At 71.7% G+C, this 20,466-nt stretch carries 17 protein-coding genes; 11 read left to right on the plus strand and 6 right to left on the minus strand.

Annotated features, from left to right (window positions below; all coding sequences use genetic code 11):
* Positions 1-8: 8 nt before the first annotated feature.
* A complete protein-coding gene (locus ACGFN2_RS11295; protein ID WP_393359329.1) occupies positions 9-989 on the minus strand; it encodes an NAD-dependent epimerase/dehydratase family protein in 981 nt (326 codons plus the stop codon).
* Between the two features lie 102 nt (positions 990-1,091).
* Here ACGFN2_RS11295 and ACGFN2_RS11300 point away from each other — a divergent pair, with 102 nt between their 5' ends.
* On the plus strand, positions 1,092-2,315 hold the full coding sequence (locus ACGFN2_RS11300; protein WP_393359331.1) for a GDSL-type esterase/lipase family protein: 1,224 nt from the start codon (positions 1,092-1,094) through the stop codon (positions 2,313-2,315).
* Here the strand turns inward: ACGFN2_RS11300 and ACGFN2_RS11305 are convergent.
* Together ACGFN2_RS11305 and ACGFN2_RS11310 are read right to left on the minus strand one after the other, a co-directional pair.
* The gene (locus tag ACGFN2_RS11305; protein ID WP_362609012.1) at positions 2,312-3,043 is read right to left on the minus strand and encodes an RNase H family protein; all 732 of its coding nucleotides are present in this window, start codon (positions 3,041-3,043) and stop codon (positions 2,312-2,314) included. The two genes, ACGFN2_RS11300 and ACGFN2_RS11305, sit on opposite strands and share 4 nt — an antisense overlap.
* Before the next feature lie 562 nt (positions 3,044-3,605).
* Positions 3,606-4,283 carry an AIM24 family protein gene (locus tag ACGFN2_RS11310; protein WP_393359333.1) on the minus strand — a complete coding sequence of 226 codons (678 nt, stop codon included), beginning with the start codon at positions 4,281-4,283 and terminating at the stop codon, positions 3,606-3,608.
* A 295-nt stretch (positions 4,284-4,578) separates the two neighbouring features.
* Between ACGFN2_RS11310 and ACGFN2_RS11315 the strand changes: the two genes are divergently transcribed.
* On the plus strand, positions 4,579-6,081 hold the full coding sequence (locus ACGFN2_RS11315; RefSeq protein WP_393359335.1) for a sugar transferase: 1,503 nt from the start codon (positions 4,579-4,581) through the stop codon (positions 6,079-6,081).
* Between the two features lie 70 nt (positions 6,082-6,151).
* Here the strand turns inward: ACGFN2_RS11315 and ACGFN2_RS11320 are convergent, their stop codons facing one another.
* Positions 6,152-7,096 (minus strand): GDP-L-fucose synthase family protein, encoded by a 945-nt coding sequence (locus tag ACGFN2_RS11320; protein WP_393359337.1) that lies wholly within the window; start codon positions 7,094-7,096, stop codon positions 6,152-6,154.
* A 179-nt stretch (positions 7,097-7,275) separates the two neighbouring features.
* On the opposite strand from ACGFN2_RS11320, the gene gmd reads away from it, so the two are divergent.
* The 3 genes from gmd to ACGFN2_RS11335 are packed head-to-tail and all read left to right on the plus strand — an operon-like array spanning position 7,276 to position 9,943.
* On the plus strand, positions 7,276-8,289 hold the full coding sequence (gmd, locus tag ACGFN2_RS11325; RefSeq protein WP_362609018.1) for a GDP-mannose 4,6-dehydratase: 1,014 nt from the start codon (positions 7,276-7,278) through the stop codon (positions 8,287-8,289).
* On the plus strand, positions 8,286-8,822 hold the full coding sequence (locus tag ACGFN2_RS11330) for a DapH/DapD/GlmU-related protein (RefSeq protein WP_362609020.1): 537 nt from the start codon (positions 8,286-8,288) through the stop codon (positions 8,820-8,822). Before gmd ends, ACGFN2_RS11330 begins: the two co-directional genes overlap by 4 nt.
* Positions 8,819-9,943 (plus strand): glycosyltransferase, encoded by a 1,125-nt coding sequence (locus tag ACGFN2_RS11335; RefSeq protein ID WP_393359340.1) that lies wholly within the window; start codon positions 8,819-8,821, stop codon positions 9,941-9,943. Before ACGFN2_RS11330 ends, ACGFN2_RS11335 begins: the two co-directional genes overlap by 4 nt.
* Before the next feature lie 38 nt (positions 9,944-9,981).
* Here ACGFN2_RS11335 and ACGFN2_RS11340 read toward each other — a convergent pair whose 3' ends face one another.
* Positions 9,982-11,202 (minus strand): glycosyltransferase, encoded by a 1,221-nt coding sequence (locus tag ACGFN2_RS11340; RefSeq protein WP_393359462.1) that lies wholly within the window; start codon positions 11,200-11,202, stop codon positions 9,982-9,984.
* Positions 11,203-11,388: 186 nt separating this feature from the next.
* On the opposite strand from ACGFN2_RS11340, the gene ACGFN2_RS11345 reads away from it, so the two are divergent.
* From ACGFN2_RS11345 to ACGFN2_RS11365, 5 genes are all read left to right on the plus strand, one after another.
* Positions 11,389-12,894: a hypothetical protein gene (locus ACGFN2_RS11345; RefSeq protein ID WP_362609024.1), complete on the plus strand. Its 1,506-nt coding sequence runs from the start codon at positions 11,389-11,391 to the stop codon at positions 12,892-12,894.
* The gene (locus tag ACGFN2_RS11350; RefSeq protein ID WP_393359342.1) at positions 12,891-14,558 is read left to right on the plus strand and encodes a lipopolysaccharide biosynthesis protein; all 1,668 of its coding nucleotides are present in this window, start codon (positions 12,891-12,893) and stop codon (positions 14,556-14,558) included. The genes ACGFN2_RS11345 and ACGFN2_RS11350 overlap by 4 nt, the downstream gene beginning before the upstream one ends.
* Positions 14,555-16,126, plus strand: a complete 1,572-nt coding sequence (locus ACGFN2_RS11355) for an oligosaccharide flippase family protein (protein WP_393359344.1) — start codon at positions 14,555-14,557, stop codon at positions 16,124-16,126. The genes ACGFN2_RS11350 and ACGFN2_RS11355 overlap by 4 nt, the downstream gene beginning before the upstream one ends.
* Before the next feature lie 118 nt (positions 16,127-16,244).
* Complete coding sequence (locus ACGFN2_RS11360; RefSeq protein ID WP_362609030.1) at positions 16,245-17,756, plus strand: fibronectin type III domain-containing protein; 1,512 nt, start codon at positions 16,245-16,247, stop codon at positions 17,754-17,756.
* A 22-nt stretch (positions 17,757-17,778) separates the two neighbouring features.
* A complete protein-coding gene (locus ACGFN2_RS11365; RefSeq protein ID WP_362609032.1) occupies positions 17,779-18,207 on the plus strand; it encodes an adenylyltransferase/cytidyltransferase family protein in 429 nt (142 codons plus the stop codon).
* 70 nt (positions 18,208-18,277) lie between these two features.
* Here ACGFN2_RS11365 and ACGFN2_RS11370 read toward each other — a convergent pair whose 3' ends face one another.
* Entirely contained in the window at positions 18,278-19,006 is a 729-nt protein-coding gene (locus tag ACGFN2_RS11370) for a CDP-alcohol phosphatidyltransferase family protein (RefSeq protein ID WP_362609034.1), read from the minus strand.
* 40 nt (positions 19,007-19,046) lie between these two features.
* Here ACGFN2_RS11370 and ACGFN2_RS11375 point away from each other — a divergent pair, with 40 nt between their 5' ends.
* The gene (locus ACGFN2_RS11375) at positions 19,047-20,345 is read left to right on the plus strand and encodes a glycosyl hydrolase family 28-related protein (protein WP_393359347.1); all 1,299 of its coding nucleotides are present in this window, start codon (positions 19,047-19,049) and stop codon (positions 20,343-20,345) included.
* Positions 20,346-20,466 lie beyond the last annotated feature (121 nt).

Raw genomic sequence — 20,466 nt, forward strand, 5'->3', positions numbered from 1 at the left:
CCGTGCGGTCAGCCGTCGAGAACCGCGCCGTCGTACCGGGCGAGCAGCGCCCGCTCCTCCTCCGGGGAGTAGCCGGCCTCCAGCGGCGGCTCGCCGCACCCGCGGTCCCAGGCCAGGACGTCGGCCGCGGTCACCTCCAGCGGGGTCGCGGGCAGGCCCGCCGCGCGGGCGCGCGCCCGACTGCGCTGCTGTGTCGGCCACTCCGTCCGCTCCGTCCGCACGAGCGGGAACACCGGCGGCCGCCCCTCGGGCGGCACCGGAACGATCTCGGCCTCCGTGCCCGCCACCCGCGCACAGGTCTCGATGAGCCCGCCGAGCGTGGTCGGCTCGTCCGGCCCCACCGCGTGGAACGCGCCGGGACGCGCGTCGACGAGCAACTGCACCACCAGACGGGCCAGGTCACGCGAGTCGATGACCTGCACCGGCTGACCGGGGTCGGCGGGCAGCGCCACCCGCCCGCCGCGCGCGGCCCGGCGCACCCAGTACGTGAAGGCGCCCTGCGCATCGTGCGGCCCGGCCACCCGTCCCGGCCGCACGAGGGTGGCCCGTGCCCCGTACCGGGCCACCACATCGTCCTCGCAGGCCACCTTGAGCGGGCCGTAGGTGTCCTCACGGAGTTCCTCGGTGTGCCGCACGGGCGGGCGGCGCGGGGTGTCCTCGGTCGAGCCCGGTCCCACCCCCATCTGCTGGTACACCGCGTGGCTGGAGACGAACAGGTACCGTCCAGCACGGTCCCCCAGCGCGTCCATCGCCTGTCCGACGTGCCGTGGCACATAGCCGCTGACATCCACGACCGCGTCCCACCTGCCGTCGCGCAGCGCCCCGTAGTCACCGGTCTCCCGGTCACCGATGAGCCGCGGCACCCCGGGGAACAGCCCGGCCCCGGTCCTCCCCCTGCCGAACAGGGTCACCTCGGCGCCGGTGCGCAGGGCGTCCTCCACGATGGCGCGGCCCACGAACAACGTCCCGCCCAGTACCAGAATCCGCATGGTCCTGGACGCTACCGGCCCGCACTACACGGGACGGCACGGCGCGGGCGAGGGGCCCGAAAATGATGTGCGGATCAGGAATCCGGTTGACAGGCTGGGATCATGATCCCTCGGCCTGACCCCGCCCCATGCTCCGCCGGTACGCCCCGGGCAACTGACTGGACCACCACGCCCGTTACCGCGGACCTGCTGCGCGGCGCGCTCGACCTGGAGCGCACCGAGCGCGGGGTGCTGCCCCACCGGCTGCCGGCCCGCGCCCGTGCCCAGTGCACCGACGGGCAGCTGGCCATGGCGGAGGCCCAGCCCTCCGGCGTACGGCTGGTGTTCCGCACCCGGGCCACCACCGTCGAACTGGACGCCCTGCGCACCAAGACCGCCTACCGGGGCGCGCCGCCCCGCCCCGACGGCGTCTACGACCTGTTCGTCGACGGGCGGCTCGCCGGGCAGGCCGGGGTGAGTGACGGCAATGTGCTGATGGTGGACATGACCAACGGGACCGCGGAGACCCTTCCCGGCCCGGCCGGCACCGCCCGTTTCACCGGCCTCCCGGGCCACCTCAAGGACGTCGAGATCTGGCTGCCGCACAACGAGATCACCGAGCTGATCGCCCTGCGCACCGATGCCCCCGTCGAGCCGCTCCCGGAAGGGGGCCGCAAGAAGTGGCTGCACCACGGCAGTTCGATCAGCCACGGTTCCGACGCCGCCAGCCCCAGCGCCACCTGGCCCGCGCTGGCCGCCGCGCTCGGCGGGGTGGAACTGACCAACCTGGGCCTGGGCGGCAGCGCCCTGCTCGACCCGTTCACCGCCCGCGCCCTGCGGGACACCCCGGCGGACCTGATCAGCGTCAAGATCGGCATCAATCTGGTCAACACCGACCTGATGCGGCTGCGCGCCTTCACCCCGGCGGTGCACGGCTTCCTGGACACCATCCGCGAGGGTCACCCCACCACCCCGCTGCTGGTCGTCTCGCCCGTCCTGTGCCCCATCCACGAGGACACCCCCGGCCCCAGCGTCCCGGACTTCAGCGACCTCGGCGCGGGAAGGCTCCGGTTCGCGGCCGCCGGCGACCCCGCGGAACGGGCCGCCGGGAAGCTGACGCTCAACGTCATCCGCGACGAACTGACCCGCCTGGTGAAGCAGCGGTCGGCCGACGACCCGAACCTCCACCATCTCGACGGCCGCGCCCTCTACGGCGAGGCCGACTTCGCCGAACTGCCGCTCCCCGACCAGATCCACCCGGACGCCGCCACCCACCGCCGCATCGGCGAACGCTTCGCCGCCCTGGCCTTCGGCGCGGACGGGCCGTTCTCGGGCGGGCGCGGTTAGGCCGTCCCGTCCCCCGCCCCCGCGCGGCAGGCGGGGTGTCCCCAGCCGTCCGGGTTCTTGGTGATGGGTTCGCCCGCCGTGTAGGAGCGGCCGCAGCGGCAGCGGCCGGGGAACTTGGCCTTCAGCGTCCGGGCCGACTTCCCCGGGGAGCGCCGCTGCGGTGCGGAGGCCTTCGCCGCCGCCGGGCCGGTGGCGCGGCGGGTGCCGGCGGGCCGTACGGCGTCGGGGGCGGGCGGCGGCTCCGGGGAGCCGAGCGCGCTGCCGGCGGCTTCCTGGGCGAGCGCGGCCTGGCTGGCCGCCCGGTCGGCGAAGTCGTTGAGCGGGTCGCCGTCCACCTGGTGCGCGGGGACGTACCGGAACTCCACGGAGCGGCCGGTGAGCAGCGCGTCGATACCGGCGACCAGTTCCTGGTTGGCGACCGGCTTGCCCGCGGCCGTCTTCCAGCCCTTGCGCTTCCAGCCGGGCAGCCAGGTGGTGACGGCCTTCATCGCGTACTGGGAGTCCATCCGGATCTCGATCGGGACGGCCGGATCGGTGGCTGTCAGCAGACGCTCCAGTGCCGTGAGTTCCGCGACGTTGTTCGTCGCGGTGCCCAGCGGCCCGGCCTCCCACCGGACGACGGTTCCCGCACCGTCGGCGAGGACCCAGGCCCAGCCAGCGGGCCCGGGGTTTCCTTTCGAGGCGCCGTCACAGGCGGCGATCACGCGTTCAGCCATGAGCGCGATCATGCCAGGCGGCGGCGCGCCGCGCGAAGCCGCCTCCGCGGGCCGCGGAACACCCGCCCGGCTCCGGCGTGCGCCTCCGCGCGGGGCTCCTACGCTGGACCACAGGCCCGTGCCCCGAGCCGGGGCCGGCGGACGTCCCTACGGTGTGCCCGGAGTCGCCATGACGTACCGGTTCAGCGAGAACGAGCAGTTCAACCACGAGATCCTGCTCGCCTGGGGTCGGCGTGGCGGCAGGGCGCCGATGCCGGCGAGGTGCTGACCGCCGCTTCCGCCATCGCGGACGGCGACGCCGAGACCGCGTCGTCGACGTCGTGGAGAGCTGGTGGCACAATCTCGGCCCGGAGCTGCGGGCGTTGTGGGACTCCGGCGACCGGGAGACCTTCGACCGGGTCATGAACGAGGCGCTGGAGAAGTCCCCGGCGCTGGGCGCCATGTGGTGCCGGCGGGCCAAGCCGTACGGCATCGCTTCCCCCTTCGAACTGCTCACGGAGGTCTCCGCCTACACGGTCGCGCCCCTGACGGACCGGATCACCACCCCGCTGCTGATCACCGACCCCGATCCGGATCAGTTGCCGGCTTCCTCCTCCGGGCGCAGCTCGCTGGGCCGTACGATCACGAAGCCCTCGCCGTCCAGGCGGAGTTGGACGGCCTCACCGGAGCCGCCGCGGAGCATCGAGCCGAGGCTCTGCGAACGCTGCAGCGAGGTCTGCAGCGTGCTGCTCCAGCCGACCACGGCGTCGGTGTCGACGAAGACCGGGGACTGCGGGGACACCGGGATGACGAGGGGGTTGCCCTCACAGATCACGCCGAGCCTGCCCTGGCCGCTGAAGACGGAGTTGAAGAGTCCGCCACCGGCCATTCCGGCACCCTTGACAACCTTGATCTCGTAGGAAAGGGACGGGTCGAAACACAGCACATTCCGGCCATTGACGGTGAGGGTGTCGCCGGCGGCGAAGTCGATGATGAAGCAGTTGGCGGCCTCGTGCGCGAACCACACCTCGCCGCGGCCCCGTACGGCCATCAGCGCCAGCCCCTCACCGGTGACCGCGCGCTTGAGGAAGTTGCCTATGCCCTGCCCCTGCTTCTCGAACTGCAGGTCACCGCGGTACGCGACCATCGAGCCCTGCCGGGCGTAACACTCGCCGTCCAGCGCGTACTTGAGCGATTTGGCGTTCTGCTGCGTCATGCCGGGTGCGGTGGCCGGGGTGGCCATGTTCTCCGAGGCGAAGAGGTCACTGTGCATGGCCGGCATGCTATCCAGGGGTGTACCTGACACACCGGAAAACCTACGGCGGCGGGTGCTGCCGGGCCGCGGCCGGGGCCCGCGCCCGGCCTCCGGAGCGCCTCGCCGGGCGTCGGCCGAAACCAGATCACGTGTTCACGAGCTTGTAAACAATGAGACACAACAACACTCAAATTAGGTAAACCACAGCAGTCGGGCGCAACGTGCTCTAGCGTCACGTCCGACACGGGGGCGGTTGTGTGGCCGGGGGGCTCCAACCGCACCAGAAGTGAAGGGGACGACCAAGTGGGGGGCCATGGGGTTGTTCGAAGCTGCCGGGACACGGGTGATCGACTCACCTGCCGGTACAGCCAAGGTGGATCGCGCACCGGAACGCGAGGCGAAGGAAGGGCGCCGGCCGACCGAACGGCGGCTGCGGCAGCTGGCGTTGGCCGTCGACGCGGGCGCCGCCGTGCTGCCGGTGGGGCTGCTCTGTGCCCTGACACGGCAGCCGCAGCCGCTGCTCATCGCGGTGCTGGCGGGAGCCGCGTGGCTCGCCGTGGGTGCATCGAAGAATCGTTACAGCCGGAAGGAGCCCGCCGGGGACGACGCCGCCCTGCCCGTCTTACGGGACTGGCTGACCATGCTGGGCGTCCTGGCCGTCGTCTGCGTCGTGGCGCGGCTGGAGGTCTCGCTCCAGGTCTGTGTCGTGGCGCTGCTGCCGTGCCTGGCACTGGGCGTGGCCCGGCGCCGGCTCGTACACCGCTATCTGCTGGCCATCCGGCGTCGCGCGCAGGCGCTGCGCCGGGTACTGATCGTCGGGGAGGCCGGCGCCGTCGACACGGTGCTCGCCGAGCTGGCGCACCGCACCGACCATGAGTACGTCGTCGTCGGCAGCTGTCTCGTCGGCGAGGAGACCACCGACACGGCGGTGCCCGTACCCGCCCGGCTCGCTGCCGACGGGAACGCGGCCGAAGCGGCACGGGACGGCGAGACCGTCCTGGGCTGCGCCGCCGAAGTCGACGCCGACGTCGTCTTCGTGGCGCCCGGCCGTCAGTTGTCGGCCGCGCGGGTGCGGCGGCTCGCCTGGGCTCTGCACGACGGGGGGCGGAATCTGGCCATACTGCCTGGCCTGCTCGATGTGTCGCAGCACCGGGTCCGGCTCGCGAAGGCGGCGGGTCTGACGGTGATGCACATAGACCCCGCGAGGCGGCGCGGTATGCCGGTGCTGCTGAAGCAGATCACCGACCGGCTGGGCGCACTGCTGCTGCTCCTGCTGCTCTCCCCGGTGTTCGCCTTGGTGGCGGCCGCGATAAGGCTCTCCTCCAACGGGCCGGTGTTCTACTGGCAGATCCGGATCGGCCAGGATCTGATGCCGTTCCGGATGTGGAAGTTCCGCACGATGGTCGTCACCGCCGACCGGATGCGGGCCGCGCTGGAGGCGGCGAACGAGCACGACGGGGCGATGTTCAAGATGCGGCGCGATCCACGGGTGACCCCCGTGGGCCGGCTGCTGCGCCGCTTCTCCCTGGACGAACTGCCCCAGCTGTTCAACGTCCTGGCCGGCCATATGTCCCTGGTCGGGCCGCGGCCACCGCTGCCCGAAGAGGTGGAGCGGTATGACGGCACCGAGCTGCGCCGGCTGTCGGTGAAACCGGGGCTGACCGGGCTCTGGCAGGTCAGCGGGCGGTCCGACCTCTCCTGGGACGAGACCGTCGCCCTGGACCTGAGCTATGTGGACAACTGGTCCTACGCCCGTGACATAGGGGTGCTGGTCCGTACCGTGCGTGCCGTCGTGGACGGGCGCGGTGCGTACTAGCGGTCCGCGGAGTGGGTCCGGCGCCTCGCCGAGAGGCGGGCGCCGGGCACACGGAACGGTTCAGGAACGGTCACACGGAAGCGGGCTCCGCACGCCACGCCTGATAGGTCCGGGCGATGCCCTCGGCCAGCGGAATGGTCGGCGACCAGCCCAGGGCGCGCATCCTGCTGATGTCGAGCAGCTTGCGCGGGGTGCCGTCGGGGCGGGACGGGTCGAAGGCGATCCGGCCCTCGAACCCGACCGCGGCGGCGACACAGGAGGCCAGGTCGGCGATGGTCAGGTCACTGCCGCAGCCGACGTTGACCGTGTCGTCACCGTCATAGCGGCGCAGCAGCACCTCGCAGGCCGCGGCCAGGTCGTCGACGTGCAGGAACTCGCGCAGCGGGGTGCCGGTGCCCCAGAGGGTGAGTTCCGGCAGCCCCTGCTCCTTCGCCTCGTGGAAGCGGCGGATGAGCGCGGGCAGCACATGCGAGGTCTCCAGGTCGAAGTTGTCGCCCGGCCCGTAGAGGTTCGTCGGCATGGCGGAGATGAAGGAGGCTCCGTACTGCCGGCGGTAGGAGCGGATCTGGACCAGGCCGGCGATCTTGGCTATCGCGTAGGCCTCATTGGTGGGCTCCAACGGCCCGCTCAGCAGGGCCTCTTCGGTGATGGGCTGGGCGGCGTGCTTGGGGTAGATACAGCTCGATCCGAGGAACAGCAGCCGGCGCACCCCGGCCCGGTGCGCGCCCGCGATGACGCTGAGCTGGATGCTCAGGTTGTCCTCCAGGAACTGCACGGGGTAGGTGCTGTTGGCCATGATTCCGCCGACCTTGGCGGCCGCCAGGACGACGGCGTCGGGCCGCGCCGAGCGCAGGTACTCCTCGGTGGCGCCGGCGTCCCGCAGGTCGAGTTCGGCGCGGGTACGGGTCAGCACGTCGTAGCCCCGGTCGGTCAGCCGCCGGGCCACGGCGGAGCCCACCAGGCCCCGGTGGCCCGCGACGAAGACACGGGCGGGTGTGGGCAGCAAGTCATCCATGGGCCGGATTGTGTCAGTCAACCCGATACGACCACCGGCTATTTCAGGAAATATCTGCCGCCCGACGCTCTCGACCGGCGACGGCGGAGCGGGTAGCGTCCACGCCCCGCGGTCCGCCGGCGCGTGGGTAACTCAGCAAGTCCAATCCCGATGCACATCACTTCTCGTGGGGGGAAGCCATGCCGAAAACCGCGGTCATCACCGGAATTACCGGTCAGGACGGGTCGTATCTCGCCGAATTGCTGCTGGGCAAGGGCTATGAGGTGCACGGGCTGATGAGACGCTCGTCGAGCTTCAACACCGAGCGCATCGACCACATCTACCAGGACCCGCACACCCCCGACCGGCGGCTGCTGCTGCACCACGTCGACCTGTCGGACGGGGTGGCGCTGGTGAACCTGCTGCGCGACGTGCGGCCCGACGAGGTCTACAACCTCGGGGCCCAGTCCCATGTGCGGGTCTCCTTCGACGCGCCGCTGTACACCGGCGACGTGACCGGGCTGGGCGCCGTACGCCTGCTGGAGGCCATCCGCGCCAGCGGGGTGCAGACCCGGCTCTACCAGGCCTCGTCCTCGGAGATGTTCGGCGCCACCCCGCCGCCGCAGAACGAGTCGACGCCCTTCCACCCGCGCAGCCCGTACGGCTGCGCCAAGGTGATGGCCTACTGGTCCACGGTCAACTACCGTGAGGCGTATGGCCTGTTCGGGGTGAACGGGATTCTCTTCAACCACGAGAGCCCGCGGCGCGGCGAGACCTTCGTGACCCGCAAGATCACCCGGGCGGTGGCGCGCATCCAGGCGGGCCTCCAGGAACACCTCTACCTCGGCAACCTCGACGCCGTCCGCGACTGGGGTTACGCCCCCGAGTACGTCGAGGCCATGTGGCGGATGCTCCAGCAGGACGAGCCCGACGACTACGTGGTGGCGACCGGAGTGGCCGCCACCGTGCGGGACTTCCTCCAGGCCGCCTTCGACTCGGTGGGGCTGGACTGGGAGCGCCATGTGCGCTTCGACGCGAAGTACGAGCGGCCCTCCGAGGTGGACGCGCTCATCGGCGACGCGTCCAAGGCGAAGAACCTGCTGGACTGGTCGGCGAAGGTGCAGTACGACGAACTCGCCCGGATCATGGTGGAGTCGGACGTACGGCAGCTGGAGGACGAACTCTCCGGCCACCGGGTGCGGGTGGACCGATGACGGTCACCGCCACCGACCGCCGGCTGAGCGGCTTCACCGGCGCCGGCTACGACAAGGGCCGGGGGCTGCTGATACAGGCCGCCTGGTTCGTCGTGCTCAACGTCGTGTTCACGAAGTGGTGGTGCCCGCCGCGGCTGCGGCCCCCGCTGCTGCGGCTCTTCGGCGCCCGGGTCGGCGAGCGGGTACTCATCCGGCACCGGGTGCGGGTGCAGTGGCCGTGGAAGCTGACGATCGGCGACGACGTCTGGGTGGGTGAGGAGTCCTGGCTGATCAACCTGGAACCGATCACTATCGGCCATGATGTCTGTGTGTCCCAGGGTGCCCTGCTGTGCACCGGGAGCCACCAACGCCGCTCCCCCACCTTCGAGTTCGACAACGCGCCGATCCGTCTGGAGCCCGGCTCCTGGGTGGCCGCCCGTGCGATGGTGCTGCGCGGGGTCACCGTCGGGGCGGACGCGGTCGTCGGAGCCGGCGCGGTCGCCCACCGCGATGTGCCGCCGGGGGCCGTGCACACCACCGGGGGTGCCGTATGAGGATCACTCATGTCGTGACGCTGGTCAGCGATGACGGGGCGTACGGCGGTCCGGTGAGCGTGGCGACCGGGCAGCTGGGCGAACTTGCCTCGCGGGGGCACGAGGTGGAGCTGGTCTCGCTGTGGCGGGGCCGGAGCGCGCCCCCGCGGTCCGTGGACGGGGTGCCGCTCCGGGCCCGGACCGCCCGCACACTGGTGCCGGGGCAGGGCTTCCTCGGTCTCTTCCACCCGGCGCTGCTGCCCACGCTCTGGCGGCGGGTGGGCAAGGCCGACGCCCTGCATCTGCACGCCGGGCGGGACCTGGTGTCGCTGGCCGCGCTGGCGGTGGCCGTGGCACGCCGCCGCCCGTTCCTCGTACAGACCCATGGCATGGTCCAGCCGCGCGGCTCCGCCGTGGCCCGGCTCTTCGACCGGGTCTATGTCCCGCTGCTGCGGCGGGCGAGCGCGGCGCTGGTGCTCACCGACGAGGAGGAGACCGGGCTGCGGAAGGTGCTGGGCCCGCGCGGGCCACGGCTGGTCCGGCTCCCCAACGGGGTCCGCTCCCGCCCGGCCGACACGGCGCGCGGCGAGACGGATGTGCTCTTCCTCGCCCGTCTGCAGAGCCGCAAGCGCCCCGAGGCGTTCGTGCGGATGGCGGCGCTGGTGCACGACAAGCGGCCCGAGGTGACCTTCACCCTGCACGGTTCGGACGAGGGCCGGCTGGCGGAGGTCCGGCGGCTGATCGCCGAGGAGGGGCTGGGCGAGGTGGTGACGTACGGCGGGGCCCTCGACCACGACGCCGCGGTGCGGCGGACGGCGCAGGCCACCGTGTACGTCCTGCCCAGCGTCGACGAGCCCTTCCCGATGAGCGTGCTGGAGTCGCTGGCGGTGGGCACCCCGGTGGTCTGCACCGGCAGCTGCGGGATCGCCGGCGCGCTCCGGAAACGCGAGGCGGCGATGGTGACCGACGGGTCACCGGAGGAGCTGGCGGACGCAGTGCTGCGGCTCCTGGAGGACCGGCCGCTGCGGGAGCGCATGACCCGCGGCGGGCACGCGGCCGTCGAGGCGGAGTTCTCCCTCGCGGCCGTGGCCGACCGCCTGGAGGAGTGGTACGGGTCCCTCGCCCGGCCCGGCACCGGCTGACCGGGGCGGCGGGGGCAGACCGCCCCCGCCGCCCCCGTTCACCGCACGGTGGCCTGCCCGCACCGGGCGACCCGCAGCAGTTCGGTGATCCGCTCCAGCCCGGCCCGGCTGCTCAGCCGCTGCTCGACGTACCGCGGCCCCTGGGCGCCCAGCCGGGCCGCCCGCCCGGGGTCGTCGGCGAGCGCGCGGACCTCCGCCAGCAGCGCCTTCGGGTCCTCCGGCGCGAGCACCGTCCCGGCACCCGAGCGCAACACCTCCTGGGCGGTGCCCCCTTCGGCGGCCACCGACGCGATCACCGGACGGCCCGTCATGAAGTACGAGGTCAGCTTGGACGGCAGGCTCATGTCGAGCACCGAGGCCTTCTGCGTCACCGCGAGCACATCGGCGGCGGCGAGCACCTCGGGGAAGTCCTCGGCGCCGGCGGGCGGCAGGAAGGTCAGCGCGGAGACGTCCGCGGCGAGCCGTTCCAGATGCGCGCGCTGGTTGCCGTCCCCCATGAGCACGAACCGCACCGGCGCGGCCTCCTGGTCCGCCAGCCGCGCGGCCTCGACCAGCACCTCCAGCCCCTGCTTGAGACCCATGTTGCCGGCGTGCAGCACCACGGTCTCCGCGGCGGACCAGCCCAGGCGCTCCCGGGTGCGGTCCCGGTCGCCGCTCGGGCCCTGTACATGCGTCCAGTTGGGCACCACATGCACCCGTGCGCGCGGCACGCCCATCGCGGTGACCCGGTCCACGAACGACTCGTGCACCACCCCGACGACGGCCGCGTGGCGCAGTACCCGGGCCTCCACCGCCCCGGCCAGCGCGGCGGCCCGGCCCCCGCCCTGGATGCCGCTCTGCTCGGCGGCGGCCCCCATCAGGTCCTGGACGACCACGACATGCGGGACGCCGGCCTGCCGTGCCAGGCGCCCGCCCAGCACTCCCCCGGCCAGACTGGGCATCTGGGAGAGCACCACGTCGGGGCGGATGCGCGGAGGTGTCAGGGCGCCGTGGGCGAGGATGCTCGCCTCGAACAGCGCCCGGCGCAGGGCGGTCTGGTGCGGCGGTACGGTGTGCCGCCTGCGGTGCACGGTCACGCCGCCGCGGCGCTCCCGGACCCGCCACCGGCCGCGGTAGCCGTCGGCCACCCGCCAGGCGGGGTAGTGCGGCATGCCGGCGAGGACATGGGTGTCGGCGCCGGATGCGGCCAGATGCTCGGCGATCTGGGTCGAGTACGGCCCTATGCCGGTGTGTTCGGGTGCGTAGTTGGTCGAGACCACGAGCACACACCGGCCCGCGAACGAGTCTTCCACGAATGGCCCCCCTCAGGATGTGCGGTCATCGTAGGAGCCCGCCGCGGCCCGCGTGCTGTGAATTGGGTTGCGATTGTGTCCCGAAGGCGACCTTGTTTTCCTGATGTCCCTTAGATTGTGGTCGCTGGTGGGGAGTTGGGGGGAGGTGGGCCGATGCCGCACGGGAACCGTCCGGGCGCCGCGGTGCCGGTACGCGGTGTCGCCGCGCTGTGCTGCTGGGCGCTGCTGCTGGTGGTGCTGCTGCCGGTGCTGATCCTGCAGTCGCTGGACGCCCGTTTCGGTGCCGCGCTCGCCGTGCAGTGCGTGGTGGTGGTGCACACGGGAGCGGCGCTGGCCCGGGTGCTGACCGATGTCCGGGCTCGGCTGATCGCCTTCGGTTTCTGGCTCTTTTCCTACGTGTGGCTCGGGCTCGCGCCGCTGGCGATGCTCGCGACGGACGCGTACCCCCGGGGTTTCGTCGTCGACGCGAACACCGCCTTCGTGACAACCGCCGTGGTGGAGACGGGACTTCTCGCCTACAGCGCGGGATCGGCGGTGGCGTCCTGGCGGTCCGCGCGCACCTCCACGGTGCTGGAACCGGTGCTGGCCCGGCGGCTGTCGCCGGGGCGGGTGCTGCTGCTGTGCGGTGCGGCGCTGCTGCTGACGGTCGCGCTGATCCCGGGGCAGGGCGGGCTGTCGGCGTTCTTCCTCAGCCGGCAGGCTGCCAACGAGGCGGCGGCGCAGGCGGCGCCGGCCGCGTCCGCCGACCGGGCGATGGCCGCCTGGGCGCTGTCGGTGCCGGCCTTCTGGGCGCTGGTGGGGCTGGTGCACGTACCGCGCTTCACCGCCGGCGACCGGACCCTGCGCGGGTTACGGTGGCTGCTGCTGCCGTTACTGGTGGCGGTGAACGTGGTGGTCAACAACCCCATCAGCCAGCCGCGGTTCTGGGCCGGCACGGTCCTGCTGGCGCTGCTCTTCGGCGCGTCCTGGCTGCGCGGGCCGCGGGCCTTCCGGTTCGGCGCGGCGGCCGTGGCGGCCGTGGTGCTGGTGGTCTTCCCGTACAGCGACTACTTCCGCTACGACAAGCGTGAGGCGGTCCAAGTCGTCTCGCTCGCCGAGCAGTTCACGTCCAACGGTGACTATGACGCGTTCCAGCAGATCGAGACGGGGGTGGACTATGTCGATACGCACGGCTTCACCCCGACGGCCGCGCTGGGCCCCCCGCTCTTCTTCGTGCCGCGTGCCGTCTGGCCCGGCAAGCCCGATGACGCGGGCATCCTGCTCGCCCGGCACGCCGGCTACACCTTCGAGAACCTCTCCGCACCGTTGTGGATCGAGTCGTACATGTGGGCCGGCTTCCCGTCGGTGATCGCGGTCTTCGGCCTCATCGGCGCGGTGGGACGCCGCATCGACGATCTGCGGCACCGGCTGCGGCACCGCTCGGGGACCCTCGCCGCGCTGCTGGTGCCGGCCTTCGGCTTCTACCAACTGGTCCTGCTGCGCGGCAGTCTGATGGCCATCGTGGGCCCGCTCGCGCTGCTGGTCTGCATCCCGCTGCTGATCACCCGTAAACCGGGACGGCGGATCTCTCCGCCGTCCGCGGAGGACCCCGGGCACCCCTCGACGTCCCCGGCGCACCGCGCCGCCTTGCCGCAACCCACAGGAGGAGCACGTACGTGAGCGTCTTCGACGAGCCCGCGGAGGAGCCGGACCAGATCCGGGACCAGCTGCGCCAGCTCTTCCGGTATCGCGCCCTGGTCGTCCTGGGGCTGGTGCTGGGCATGCTCGGCGGTGGCGCCGTGTCCCTGCTCGGCGGCTCCACCTACACGGCGACCGGCGAGGTCGTGGTGCACGCGATCAGTACGGCGCCGTTCGAGGCCGGCGGGGTCTCGGTGGACAAGCAGATCAGCATGGGCACCGAGCGGCAGATCGCCCAGAGCGCGTCGGTCGCGGCCGGCGCGGCCAAGGCCCTGAAGCTGGACACGGAGCGGGCCGCGCTCCAGCGCGATCTGCGGGTGAGCAATCCGCCCGAGACCCAGACCCTGATGTTCGAGTACAGCGCGGACTCCCCGGACCGGGCATCCGCGCTGGTCAACGCCTTTGTGCATGCGTATCTCGACTACCGGCAGGACGCCGCGACCCAGCGGATAGACAAGACGGTCAGCAAGCTGAGCGACGAGCTCAAGCCCTTGCAGGAGCAGCGCAAGGTGCTGGACCGGCGGATCGCGGCCGGCAGCGGCGGGCGGGCCACCGATGAGTCCGAGCGCAGCAACCTGGTGTCGGAGATAGCGGATCTGCAGGGCCGGATCTCCAGTCTGAAGTCCCTCGACACCACGCCCGGCGACATCGTCCGCAAGGGCGATCCGCCGGCCTTCCCGTCCAGTCCCGGCCTGGTGGTGCTGCTGCTGGCCGGGGCCGTGGTCGGTCTGGTGCTGGGCATCCTGGCGGCCTGGGTCCGCTCGGTGCTGGAGCCGCGGGTCCGGTCGGTGGCGGATGTGCAGGACAATCTGCGAGCCCCGGTGCTGGGCATCCTGCCGCGCCGGCAGGGCGGTGCGGAGCTGCTGGAGGTCGGGCGCAGCGGCCGCGGCAACCGGGCGGAGGCCTACCGGACGATCGCCTTCCGGCTGGTCCACGACCAGCGCTTCGCGGGCCGCGGAAGCCTGCTGGTCGTCTCCCCCCGGGAGCACGCGGAGGCCGTCTCGGTCGCGGTGAACCTGGCCGGTGCGTTCGCCGAGATCGGCAACGACATCCTGCTGGTCGAGGCCGATCTGCGCACCCCTCAGCTCGCCCAGCGGCTGCCGGTGCACCCCGGTCACGGCCGTCCGGTGCCGGGCGGCTGGGCGGAGGGTGAGCGGCTCGCCGTGGACGCGGGGGCGGACGGGCGGTTCGATCTGCTGCCCGGCAGGGAGGTGCCCAATCCGGCCCGTGCCCTGTCCTCGCCGCAGTTCGCGCGGCTGCTGAACACGGCGTCGGGCCCGAACGAGAACGTGGTGGTGGTCACCGGGCCCCTGCTGTCGCACGCGGACGGGCTGGCCGTCGCCAAGCAGGCGGCCGGTGTCGTGGTGGTGTGTGACCTCAACGAGGTCCGGCGCGACGATCTGGACCGGGTGTGGGAGCTGATCACCGGCGCCGGCGGGCACATCCTGGGGGCCGTCCTGGACAAGGGCGGCCGCGGGACCTCGCTGCGCCGGCTGTCGGACGGCGGACCGACGCACCGCAAGCGCGGCCGGGGCCGTCCGCGGTCCTCGGCGGTGGCCCCGCGGCCGGGCCCGCCGCCGCGCGTCGGCCCGCCGCCGCAGGAGGGCCCGCGCCTCGACGCCGACACCACCTCGCTGCGCAGGTGACGGGCATCCGTCCGGCGGGACCGGCCGGCCCGTCCGCACCGGCGGCCACGGACGGGACCGCGCCCGGCGGGGGCGGGGTCGGCAGGACCGCCCGGGGCAGCATGTTCGGCCTGGCCGGCTCGGCCGCCAACGCGCTGTTCGGGTTCGTCCTCGTCGCCGTCGTCACCCATGGCCTCGGGGCCGGCGGGGCCGGTGCGGTCTTCACGGGTGTCGCGGCCTTCACCATCCTGAGCAACGCGCTGAAACTGGGCGCCGACACCGCGCTGGTCCGCTTCGTCTCCCGGGACCTGGAACTCAGCGGTGGCGCCGGCGTGCCGGGGCTGCTGCGGATCTCGGTGCTACCGACGCTGCTGGCGAGCACCGCGGGCGCGGTGGTGCTGCTGTGCTCCCCCGGGCTCGCCGGTCTGCTGCTGCCCGAACTCGATCCGGGCCAGGCCGTCGCGCTGGTACGGCTGTTCGCGGTCTTCCTGCCGGTGACGACGGTGGCGCTGGTGCTGCTCGGGGCCACCCGGGGGTACGGCTCGGTGGTGCCCTTCGTGGGCGTGGAGCAGATCGGGAAGCCGGCCCTGCGGGTCCTGCTCGCGGTGCCGCTGGTGCTGCTCGCCCCGAGCGTGGCCGGGCTCTCCGCGGCGTGGCTGGTGCCCGGGGTGCTGGGGGCGGTGGCCGCCGGTGTGTCGCTGCGCCGGTCTCTCCGTGCGCATCCGGGTACGGGGCAACCTCCGTCGCAGGCACGGGAGTTCTGGGCGTTCGCCGGGCCGCGGGCGGTCTCCTCCGTCTTCGACATCACCGCGGTGTGGATCGGGGTGATCCTGCTGTCGGTGCTGGGCACCGGCACCGACGCCGGTATCTACACCGCGATCGGGCGGCTGGTCACCGCGGGGACGCTGCTCCAGCTGGCGATCCGGCTGGCGGTGGCACCGCAGATCAGCCGTCTGACGGCGGGCGGCGAGGCGGCCGGGGCCCGTCATCTGCACGGGGTGTCGACGCGCTGGATCGCGCTGTTCTCCTGGCCCGTCTTCCTGGTCCTCGCCGCCTTCCCCCGGACCGTGCTGTCGCTCTTCGGCCCCGGCTTCGGTGACGGCGCGCCGGGGCTGGTGGTCCTGGCGGCCGCCTGCCTGGTCAATGTCGGTGTCGGCAACGCGCAGACGGTCATCCTCATGGCCGGGCGGAGCGTCTGGAACCTGGTGGTCGCGGGCACTGCGTTCGTGCTCCAACTGGGCACCGGCGTATGGCTGGTGCCCCGGTACGGGGTGCTGGGGGCGGCGGTCTCCTGGGCTCTGGCGATCGTGGTGGACAACGGTGCCTCGGCGCTGCTGGCCCGCTACCGCCTGGGCTTCCGCACCGTCGACCGGGGTTATCTGTACGCCGCGGCGATCGGCCTCGTGACGGTGGCGCTCCCGGTGTCCGCCCTGCGGTTGCTTTTCGGCGACAGCCTTCCGGGCGCCCTTTTGGGAATTGTTTTAGCCATTGGGGCTTTCTGCGCCGCCGTCTGGCGCTATCGTTTGCCGCTGGGGGTAGGGGAGTTCTTCGGGGCGCTGCGCAAGCGTGGTTCGGGAAACTCACAGTGAACAGTGGGCCCATTTCCGCACAGAACTCTTCGTGTCACCACGTCCTACCCTGACAATTCCGATCGCGCCATGCTTCCAGGGGGGACCTGTGCGCCAAAGAAGCAGACCTGTCCATCTCTTGCTCGCCGCCGCTGTGCTGGGCACCGCGGCAACGGCCCTTTCCGCCGGTCCCGCGCAGGCCACCGGTGAATCCACCGTCACCGCCGATCCGCTGAGCACCTGGCAGACCGATGGCATCGTGTGGGCCATGGCCTATGCCAAGGGCATCGTTTACGTAGGAGGCACCTTCAGCCACATCCGGCCGCCGGGCGCAGCCCCCGGCTCGTCCGGAGAGCTCGCCCGCAAGAACTTCGCGGCCTTCGACGCCAAGACCGGCGAACCGCTGTCGTGCGCCCCGGCGTTCACCGGCGGCACGGGCACCATCCGTGCCATGAAGGCCTCGCCCGACGGCTCGAAGATCTACATCGGTGGCTCGTTCGGGAAGGCCGGCCCGGTGGGCCGGTCCAACACGGCCGCCCTCAACACCTCCGACTGCACCATCGGCGCGGACTGGCAGCCGACGGTCAGCTCGACCGTCCGGGCCCTGGACGTCACTGCCGACACGGTCTACGTCGGCGGCGGCTTCGACACCGTCCAGGGGCAGACCCGCGAACGGATCGCCGCACTGCGGCCCGACGGCGAGCTGCTCCCGTTCAAGGCCACGATCCGTGGTTCCTCGGTCGGCAACGACCCGACACCGGCGGTCAACGCCATCACGGTCGCCCCCCAGCTCAACAAGGTCATCATCGGTGGCCGGTTCACCTCGGTGAACGGCAGCTGGCTGACCGTGCACGCGCTGGCCGGGCTGGACGCGACGACCGGCCGGGTCGTCAACTCCTTCAGCGGCTGGATTCCCCAGCGGTCGGCGGTCAAGTCGCTCGTCAACGACGGGACCAACTTCTATCTGGGCGCCGAGGGCACCGGCGGCGGGGTCTTCGACGGCCGCGCCGCGGGCCGGCTGTCGGACGGCGGGCAGCTCTGGAAGGACACCTGCCTGGGCGCCACCCAGGCCGTGCTGCCGTACAAGGGCGTCCTCTACAGCGGCTCCCACGCGCACGACTGCTCCAACACCCCCGGCGGGTTCACCGACATCAGCAACCGTCAGCACTTCCTGGCGCAGTCGATCTCGGACAAGACGATCCTGCCGTGGTTCCCGGACACCAACGACGGGATCGGCGAGCAGATCGGCCCGCGGGCGCTGACCGTCGGGGACGGCATCCTGTGGGCGGGCGGCGAGTTCACCACCGTCAACGACGCGCCGCAGCAGGGTCTGACCCGGTTCGCGGCCGCGCCGGACACCGGGGCGCCGCAGGTGCCGCTGCTCAGCGGTGCGAGCGGGTCCCGGGGCAAGATCACGCTGAACTGGAAGGCCTCGTGGGACCGGGACGACGGTGTCCTGACCTACAAGATCTACCGGGACGGCGAGTACCTGACCTCGGTCAACCAGGATTCGCGCTACTGGAACCGCCCCAACATGAGCTACACGGACACCGTGGAGCCCGGGGCGCAGCACCGGTACTCGATCGAGGTCACCGACGGCACGAACGTGTCCGGGCGCAACGGCCCGGTCTATGTGACCGCCAGAAACTGACCGAACGCCGAGTGGGGGGTAGATGACGCACCGAGTAGGTTATGCGCCCGGGGTATATGACCTGTTCCATGTCGGGCACCTGAACATTCTCCGGCACGCCAAAAGCCAGTGCGACTATCTGGTGGCCGGTGTCGTCTCGGACGAAATGGCGGTGCAGGCGAAAGGGCAGGCACCGGTCATTCCGCTGACCGAGCGGCTGGAGATCGTACGCAGCGTCCGTTTCGTGGACGCGGCGTTCGTCGAGACGGTGCCCGACAAATTGGAGACCTGGCAGCAGGTGCGGTTCGACGTCATTTTCAAGGGCGACGACTGGCGGGGTACACCCAAGGGCGACAAGCTCGAAAAGGACTTCGCCACGGTCGGGGTCGAGGTGGTCTATTTCCCCTACACCGTGCACACCTCGAGCACCCTGCTGCGTACGGTGCTCGACGGGCTCGCGAATTCCGCGTGACCGGATGGCCCGGTCCGGTGTGTCCGGACCGGGTCGCCCGCCCTGGTGAGAGCTGTCCGTCCCCGGCCCGTCAGCGGCCGGGGACGGACAGCTCCCGGTACCACTTCACCAGGAACGCCACCATGAACAGGAGATGGGCGGCGAGCAGGCAGCAGTACGCCACCAGGAACGCGTCACGGCTGCCGAACAGCAGGAACAGTGCGCAGAACACCCCGTAGTCGACCGGAAGCAGGGCGACGGAGCGCAGGGTGGAGGCGGGTGCAGCGGGCGCCGGGCCGGTGCCGTTCCGCAGCCGGTCGGCGCGCTTGAGCTGTTCGGTGAGGATGCCGCCGAAGAACACCATCACCGCGGCGAACTGGAAGGCGACGGGAAGGAACAGATACCGAGGGTCGGAGAAGCCGAAGTGGCGGTAGAAGGAGACGAGTACGGCCATGTGGAGGGCGAGCATCTTCGCGCAGTCGACCACATGGTCCAGCCACTCCCCCGCGGCACTGCCGGTTCCGGTCAGCCGGGCGAGCTGTCCGTCGGCGGAGTCCAGGGCGAAACCGAGGAACAACGCCGCGAAAATGCCCGCCGCCGCGGCGGGCGAGGGGCGGAGCACCGCAATCATGACCACACCGGCGAAGGTGAAAACCCCGCTGATGAGGGTGACTTGATTGGGTGTCAGTCTGAGACCGTAGCCCGCGGCGGCTAACACCCGGCCGGCCGGCCGGTTCACATAGCGCGAGTACAGGGACACTCCCTTCGCGGATTTCTGGGCCGCAGACAGCTGTCTGATCGCATAACCGAACTGGCTCATGTCCCCCACCTGATGAATGGACCCCCGAAGGAGCAACATCATGGCAGGCAGGACCTCTCCGTCAACCGGTGGCGCCGATCGCCGGACGGTTCTGGCGGGTACGGCCGCGGCGCTCGCGGCCGCCCTCACCGGGTGCGAGCCGGCGTCCCCTGCCTCCCGGCAGTCGTCCGACGACGCCCTGACGCCCGTGGTCACCGGCCACAAGCCCAAGGGCGAGGACGTCATCGACGTGGTGGCGGACTTCGGTGCCAAGGGCGACGGACGCACCGACGACAGCCGGGCGTTCGCCCGTGCGTACGCCTACGCGGCGGGCCGGGTCTGGGACCACATCGGCCGGACCGTGATCGACATACCCGCCGGCACCTACCTCATCCGCAAGCCCTACGCCCTGCTCGACGCCCCCGGCGGGAAGCTCAAGGCCAACGGCTTACGGTTCCGCGGGGCCGGCAAGCGTATGACGCAGCTGCTGTTCGCGCCGTCCGACGGCGAGAACGCCTACCTGTGCCGCAATGAGGACAGCTGGGCGAACGTGATGTTCGAGCAGCTGGGCTTTGTCGCGGCCACCCCGGGCGCGTCGTTCTTCTACTCCTACTCGACCGGCCAGGCACAGGACTACCGCTTCACCGAGTGCGAGTGGACCGGCGAGTGGACCTACGGCCTGGCCCTCGACGGCAGCAACACCAACTCGGAGATGCGCTGGGACGCCTGCCGGGTGGGCGGTGCCTACCGCAAGGCGTTCCTGTACTCCGGGCTGTCGAAGAAGTCGCTGAGCCACCGGCAGCAGGACCAGTTCCTCAACTACTGGTTCAACGACATGAAGGTCGAGTACGCCTGGGGCAACTTCCTGGAGTTCCCCTACGGCGGTTCCATCACCTGCCGCGGCGGCTCCTACATCGTCACCGGCCGCCGCCCCGAGGACGCCGGCGAGTACGGGCGCACCAGCACCTTCTTCCGCTTCCCGCGCGGCCCGCACCACGACTCGGTGCAGCGCTTCCACGCCGAGGACATCCGCTTCGAGGTGCGCGACCCGGACACCGTCGTCATCGACTGCGCCTGGGACAGCGGCACGGTGCACTTCAACGACTGCGACGACACCGCGAACGCCTTCAAGTCCTTCGCCGAGGAGAGCAGCCCCCATCGCTACCGCATCGGGTCGCAGGGCCCGCTCGTGCGGTACGACTCCTGCCAGCTGTCCGGGCAGCACTCCTACGAGCAGGACGGCGGCGGAGCCGGCCCCCGGGCGCGCTACGACATGTGCCGTCTGCGCAACCACTCCCCGGAGGACTTCGTCAAGGGCGCGGGCGACCGGGTGAAGTTCGTCGACTGCGTGGGGTCCTGAACGGGTCGCGGCGGGCGGGAACCCGGCGGTCCGGGAACACCGCTGACGGCCCGTGCGTCCGGCGTCCGCCTCTTCGCCGACGGTGACCAACGGCACACATACTGGTCAGTAATGTTGCCCT

The organism is Streptomyces sp. NPDC048612 (assembly GCF_043199295.1).
Classification (GTDB): domain Bacteria; phylum Actinomycetota; class Actinomycetes; order Streptomycetales; family Streptomycetaceae; genus Streptomyces.